Genomic DNA, 6,205 nt, shown 5'->3' on the forward strand with positions numbered 1-6,205 from the left:
CCCCAATATCAAGCGGGCGCCGAAAAATCGGCGCAGCTTGTTCTTCTTGCGCTGGCGTTCGGAAACTCCCCCGAAAGTAAATTGTGCATCCATTCAGGGTAAAAATCAAGAAATACCGGGTGCTATATTTTCTACCCGATGACTACTCTTTTGGGTGCTGCGGTCGCGCCGTTTGGACCCCACCTGCCTCGGGGCAGACACATGTTTTCCCATGCAAGCAACGATTTCTGGCACGGCGGCAAAAACGACGATGCGATCAAGCAGTTATTGGCCAACCGTGGTGGCCTGGACATCAGCCGACCTTGCCCACAAGCTCGGCCATATCCAGCTACGGCGCGACAACGGTACCGTTTGCCTGGCTCGATCGTGTAATCTCCCCATCGAAATATCTAGAGCGGAGCGCGAGCAGTAGTTAGCCATTTCGGGTTCGAATCGGAGGGAAATTGCGGGATGTTTGGAAGCCAACGGCGAATCCGCAGCGCTAGATCCGAAGTTTTCGGAATGGGCATCGCCGACGCTGAGGACGGACGGCGCATTGGCCTATTTAGGGTTCCTCTCGATCTCTCTGGCCCAGCGGAAAAACGTCGCCCGCAAGAACGCGAAAGAATTCTGCCTCATGCGCTCACGCTTGTACTCAAGATCGGGCTCAATGACGTCGCATTGCGTGCGAAGCCAAGCTTCGAACCGGCTATTGTCATCCTGAAGTGAAGCTGTTCAAAGATCTAGTATGACTGACAAGATTTATTGACCGCCACGAATGCCCATCTCGGGAACGTCGGCGTCAACATAGTGCCAGCGCTTTTGTCTTCGCGCCCCGGCTCGGTTACCTGCGCCACATCCCGCCAGAAGCGCGAGTCTGGGCCTGAGCAAGACCTCTACGTGTCGCCTCTATTCTCGCTGACGATTCGACCAAGGGCGCGGCCGAACAGCATGCGTTCGTGGATAAATCCGAGGATGTCGACGATCCCTTCATGCCCAATGCGGAAGACTAGAAAATGCCGTGGATCTCCGACTGGACCGGGAGGATCGGGGACACGTCGCCTGCTGTGACTTATGTGGTATGCGCCAATGCTCCCGAAAGCTGTGCGTCTCCACGATACGGATTTCTGCTCGGGATCATCCGCTACATCTTCCATTGCCGCGATCAAGAGAGTTGCATACCGCTCTCTTGATCGATCGCCAAACTTCTCCTGGCTCCAATCCAGGATTTCATCGATTTGGGCTTCTGCTGGGGCTGAGAGGCGGTATTCAGCCATGCCGAGGTCAGCCTCCTTCCGTTCGGCCGGACGCACGCGCGTTCAGACGATCCAGCAATGCCTGAGAGCCATTCGGGCCGCTGACAAGAGTGAAATCGCCACTCTCGATCGCTGCGATGCCCGTTTTGGCAATCTTCTCGAGCACTGCAAGGCTGGCATGCTCAGCGGTGATGTCGTCTTCGTAACGCCTTAGCGCTTCACGGACGACTTCACTGGCGTTCTGGTGACGCCCGGACGCGACTTCCTTATCGATGAAGCCGCTCAGACGGTCTGTTAGGCTGAAATTCCTGCCGCTCATGTTTTCCTCCGGAATGTGATTTATATCAAAGTCTGATACCCGGATGCAACCATCAAGATGATATCGCCAACAAGGGCCTCGTCGCCGAACCACTGGAGAGTTTGGCGGCGGAAAACCTTGTGGACAGCGCAATCCAGTTCAAACATCAATCAAGACAGATCGACCCGAATCCCTTCATCCTATCTCCCCACCCCACTTTGCTACCTTCAGGCAACGGGCCTATTGCCCCGGGGGAAGTGGCTCACCTGAAGGACCTAGATATGGTGCGCCCCTGAGCGAAGGGGATAACCAGGGGTGGTTTCGGTGCACCTTCCGCGCCCAACAGTCCTGCGCGCCGGAGAAGCAAGTTAATAGGCAGCGCGGCCGGCATCACTCGACTCCCGGCTTTTTCTTGATCTTGGGCTTGGTATGGCCACTGACCAAAACCACGCTCCAATCTTTCGGCGCGTTCGATTCCGCCAGTTCCGCTTTCACCTGATCTTCGGTCAGGAAGTTACCTGCCATGTAGACGAAGCCGATGAAGTGGGTCCACGAGCTGTTCGCGTATCCGTGCATATCCTCGTAGAGGGCGCCGATAGCGGTCTTGGCCCCATCCTCATCCTTAGCGAACTTGACCTCGATTGCCGTCCGGATCGAGTTGATCGCGAAGTCAGGATGATAGCTTTTGGTCTGTTTAGGGGCCGCTGCCTCTCGAATTACCTCTGGAAAGGCCAGGGCCAGAATGCCATGCAGCGCGTTCTGGACGTCATGCTCCTTGCCCGGGGGCGTGTTTTGTAGCTCCAGATACCGCGGCAAGCCGCGCATGATTTTTAACGCTACGCCCCTCAGCTCAAAGGTTGTCGACGAATCCTCGAACAGCGGCGCTACCGACTCTAAGGTGCCGGCCAAGAACTCTACGACCGGGTTCTCGACCCCGAGAAACTCATCGAAATACCCTACGGCTGAATGCTGACCCGCAAATTGCCCCAAGTCCTGACGGAAGATCGTCAGGGTCTCGGGGAGATCCAGCAAATCCAGTAGGACCGTCGTCGAACGGATAGCGCGGGCCACCAGGGCCGCAAGATGTTCGCGCATCTGCTCAAGCACATCGTCTCGGCCATGGGCATGCTCCAGATTCTCGTCCGAATCCGCGTAATCCCTGAGGTGGATCAGGCAGTCCTGGATGCGATCCCGGGCGGCGATAAGCGCAGTCGTGGCTTGTTTTGAACGATTTTCCGTTTTTCTCTCCCTTCGCCCTAGTCCCAGCGGATTCTAGCGAGATCATTTACATGTCGCCCACGGAGTGTGATTTGCCCAGTTGCTTTGGGAGCGAGAGTATCTCCTGAGCAAAACCAGAGCAAAGGCGCGCAGCGAGGAACCGTCATTATCGACCACGACGCATCATTTCGGCCGCAACATCGTCCCAGAAACTCAAGGTTGGCAAAATGACGATGTGCAGGACCAACCATGTTGAATAGGTTACGTCCGGGCTCCAGAACTCGCCATCGGTCATTTTCCCGTGCGCAAGTTCATGGCGTATCGCAGGTCCGCCACGAAAATTGAACAAAAGGCCTATCTCCTCAACCAAGGCGGCAGGCATGAGTTGCAAAAGGGGCTCCCGGAAATCCCCTAGCAGACGGCTAAGCATGGCCTCTTCCTGTGTGCCATCCTGATTGATGCGATTGGTTTCTACACCCGACGAACTGAGGATGTAGCGAAGTGAGTTCTCCAGTTGCGGCAGGATTAGATGCGCGGCTTCGAGTTCGTCGCCGCCGACGAACTTGGCAGCACCGATTGCAAAGGTATACTCGTGGCGAGGTGGGACGAAGGGACTTGCCCGCATCAGCGGCAACAGCGTGTCCACAGAAACGGAATGCTCCTCCCAAAGGACCCGCCGGATAGGATGAATTCTTCCCGCAACAACAAGGCTACGGCGAATTCGGTCATGCTGATTGATCATGAACCGGACCTGATTTTCGTCTGGCGGACCGTTGAGATCGAGACCGGGTGCAATGAAGCGAGTTCGGCCTTGGCTGTCGCTCACGGTCGTTGAGAATATAGCGGCTAGGCCTCCATGGCTTGCTTTCAGAACTTGGTCGCGCAGCTTGTCAGGATCGGGTGAGTCCTCGCACATGAGCAGCTTACGAATGGCTTGCGCGAGCGGCTTGCCGCGAACGTCAGCTTCGGCCGCTTCCACAAGTTCTGTAATGTTGGTTTGATGTGAGAAGCTGGACATTTCGTCCATTATGCGAGGCTGGATCGCACTCAATCGGTCTTGCAAAGCCCGCCGTCGATCGACAGTCCCCGGGATGGGTCTTAATGCTTGAATCGCATCGTTGAGGAAATGCACTTGCACGGCGGCCGAATCTTGTCGTGCATCAGCATCCGCAGCGTATGTCTCGGCTGCTTCGACCAAACATCGATTGCTGTTTTCGCCATCCTTGGCGCTTAGGTAGGCGCGACCCGCGAGTTCCCATAGAGATCGGCGGGCCGGGTGATTACCACCAAGCTTGGCGCTTGCCGCGAGAATTTCAGCGGCCTGTGCTGTCTGGACCAACCCCCAAACTTGATTGCTTAGATTGATAGGACCAATGTGAATGAAGCCCCATCCGTCATCGGCATCTAGAGCAAGTTGCGACACGTCAGCAATGATCTTTCGCAACGGGTCGAATTCACTTCGCTTCCATCCCATTGATCCTGCAATGATTGTTGCCCGCGTCAGATACTCAGCGGCCGGCACACTAGCGGGGTTGCTTTCATCGAAGTCGAATTTGGCTTCGCCGTTCAGCACCAACGTGACGCATTCGACATATGATGCGACGGCTCGCAGACCCGAGACCGCGTCCTTCTTGTTCAGCAACCAGCAGACATCAGCGACTCTTGCTCGAAAGGCGGGGTGACCGATTTCGGGCACCAACTCTGCCAGTATCGTGATCTGATGGGATAGGAGGTCGGCCGGGATTGGCGACCTGCGTCCGTGCATGATTGCCAAAGGACGAAAGGGCTCAATTCGATCGTCTGGCACGAAATGGTAAGTTGAAATTTGCCCAAGCACCTCTAACGCCGACAAGCTGTCAGCATCCCCGGCTGCCTTGGCGGCGGCAATCGCTTCACGAATGCGACCGTAGATGTCCATACTGTCAACCACGGCCGTTGCAGCGATCGCGCTTTTAACGGCCTCGCGCTGAAATGCATCTCGAGGGACCGCAAAAGTAACGCCGGGAGTTTCTCTTTTCTCTGCGTGTTCCGCGTCAGTCATTTTGTATAGACCTTCTTAAGCCAGCGTCACCAACCGTACTAGCACACCTGTTGTGCGAAATTTTATCTTTGAGCCGTCGAAATTTCCGTAGGTCAATTGGGAAGCTTGAAAAGGCTGATCGCCAGCCGCAAGGTTAAGGTCGTCGCGCTGGACCTTCCGACTTCATGGATGATGGCCAAGGCCGATCAGGACGATTTCACCACGCGCCTGTTCGATGCGGTGAACGCCATGATCCTAGACGTTCTCGCCGCTGCCGGCAGGAAGGACTACATCGACCGTCGCCGCCGACAGGCGCAAGACATAGCCAGGGCACAGACCGAAGGCGCTACAGGGGCCGACAGGAAGACGAACGGCGCAACACTGGGATCATGGAGATGCTAGGCAATGGGCAAGGCTGGTCCAGCATCGTCGCCGCTACAGGAGCCTCTAGGAGCACGTTGGCGAGACTGGCGAAGGCGATTGCAGCCTGCCGGCTAGGTGCACCCATGCGCGCCATCCTAGTCCTGTTAGAACTGTGCCTCTGGGGTACAGTCTTTCTGGTCGTATTTCACATGGGCTGAAAGCCAGCGCATGCTATGTCGCCAGCCGGGACTAGCGAGGCGCGTGGTTCGAACCGAGACGAAAAGGCGAAGTCGCAAGCTTCGCCTTTTCTATCGACACCATTTGCAAGAAGGTCGACCGGGGGACCCGATGACGGATGTACCCCTAGGCGGGCTCAATGCCCTCATGGAGATCGTCTGCGGCCACTAAATTGAAGGTCTGCACTCAACTTGGGCGCTTTGCCGTATTGATTTTATCCACCAAGTTACGAACTGATTTCTGATGCCCAACATAGAGATCTTCAAGAAGAACCTCCAAAATATCATAAGCGTTAAATAAATCATTAACGGTAATATTCTCAGGATGACTTCCGAAATTGCCTATCCATCGTAGAGCATCAACGCGATCGGCGTTATCCTTGTCAATTGTCTTGAACGATGCGATACGAGTTCCCAGTGGAACGAATTTTCCTTTCGTATCCGTTGGGGCTATGCCAGAATTTGCCAATATTTCTTCTGCGGATTGTCTCACGTGATTCGAAGCGGCCCCTGGGTCACAGAAAAAGGCGTTAAACGACTTCTCTATACTCCTCTTTACACTCTTCGGGCATTTCGCAGGCACAGAGAAAATCCTCATGGCCTTAGAGAAGTACCTCACGTAGAATTCTTCTCTGTAATCCATGTTGAGATCGCCGTTCTCATCTTGATATTGATCCGGCGCGTAACCTCCATTACCGCAGCACGCCACCTTGTCCTTGCAGTTGACGCACTCCAACATAGCCGAAAAGGCCAAGTCGATTAGAGCATAATCTGACCTGACGGAATCGCGAGGGATTCCCATCGGCGAGAATATCTGATTCATCATGTCTGCTGG

7 protein-coding genes are annotated in these 6,205 nt (G+C 55.2%); 2 read left to right on the forward strand and 5 right to left on the reverse strand.

Annotated elements, in window-relative coordinates; all coding sequences use genetic code 11:
• The first annotated feature begins 501 nt into the window (after nucleotides 1–501).
• Nucleotides 502–708 carry a hypothetical protein gene (locus tag FJ548_RS29570; protein WP_140779765.1) on the forward strand — a complete coding sequence of 69 codons (207 nt, stop codon included), beginning with the start codon at nucleotides 502–504 and terminating at the stop codon, nucleotides 706–708.
• Nucleotides 709–875: 167 nt separating this feature from the next.
• Here the strand turns inward: FJ548_RS29570 and FJ548_RS29575 are convergent, their stop codons facing one another.
• From FJ548_RS29575 to FJ548_RS29590, 4 genes are all read right to left on the reverse strand, one after another.
• Complete coding sequence (locus FJ548_RS29575; protein ID WP_140779767.1) at nucleotides 876–1,256, reverse strand: type II toxin-antitoxin system RelE/ParE family toxin; 381 nt, start codon at nucleotides 1,254–1,256, stop codon at nucleotides 876–878.
• A gap of 7 nt (nucleotides 1,257–1,263) precedes the next feature.
• A complete protein-coding gene (locus FJ548_RS29580) occupies nucleotides 1,264–1,554 on the reverse strand; it encodes a type II toxin-antitoxin system ParD family antitoxin (protein ID WP_140779769.1) in 291 nt (96 codons plus the stop codon).
• 369 nt (nucleotides 1,555–1,923) lie between these two features.
• Nucleotides 1,924–2,640: a hypothetical protein gene (locus FJ548_RS29585; RefSeq protein ID WP_140779771.1), complete on the reverse strand. Its 717-nt coding sequence runs from the start codon at nucleotides 2,638–2,640 to the stop codon at nucleotides 1,924–1,926.
• Between the two features lie 277 nt (nucleotides 2,641–2,917).
• Nucleotides 2,918–4,792 (reverse strand): hypothetical protein, encoded by a 1,875-nt coding sequence (locus tag FJ548_RS29590; protein ID WP_140779773.1) that lies wholly within the window; start codon nucleotides 4,790–4,792, stop codon nucleotides 2,918–2,920.
• A 105-nt stretch (nucleotides 4,793–4,897) separates the two neighbouring features.
• Here FJ548_RS29590 and FJ548_RS30135 point away from each other — a divergent pair, with 105 nt between their 5' ends.
• Nucleotides 4,898–5,173 (forward strand): hypothetical protein, encoded by a 276-nt coding sequence (locus FJ548_RS30135; RefSeq protein ID WP_181168952.1) that lies wholly within the window; start codon nucleotides 4,898–4,900, stop codon nucleotides 5,171–5,173.
• 384 nt (nucleotides 5,174–5,557) lie between these two features.
• Here the strand turns inward: FJ548_RS30135 and FJ548_RS29600 are convergent.
• Nucleotides 5,558–6,205: DUF4145 domain-containing protein (locus tag FJ548_RS29600; RefSeq protein WP_140779775.1), on the reverse strand; the 648-nt coding region annotated here is incomplete at its 5' end.

The organism is Mesorhizobium sp. B2-4-17 (genome assembly GCF_006441275.1).
GTDB lineage: Bacteria > Pseudomonadota > Alphaproteobacteria > Rhizobiales > Rhizobiaceae > Mesorhizobium.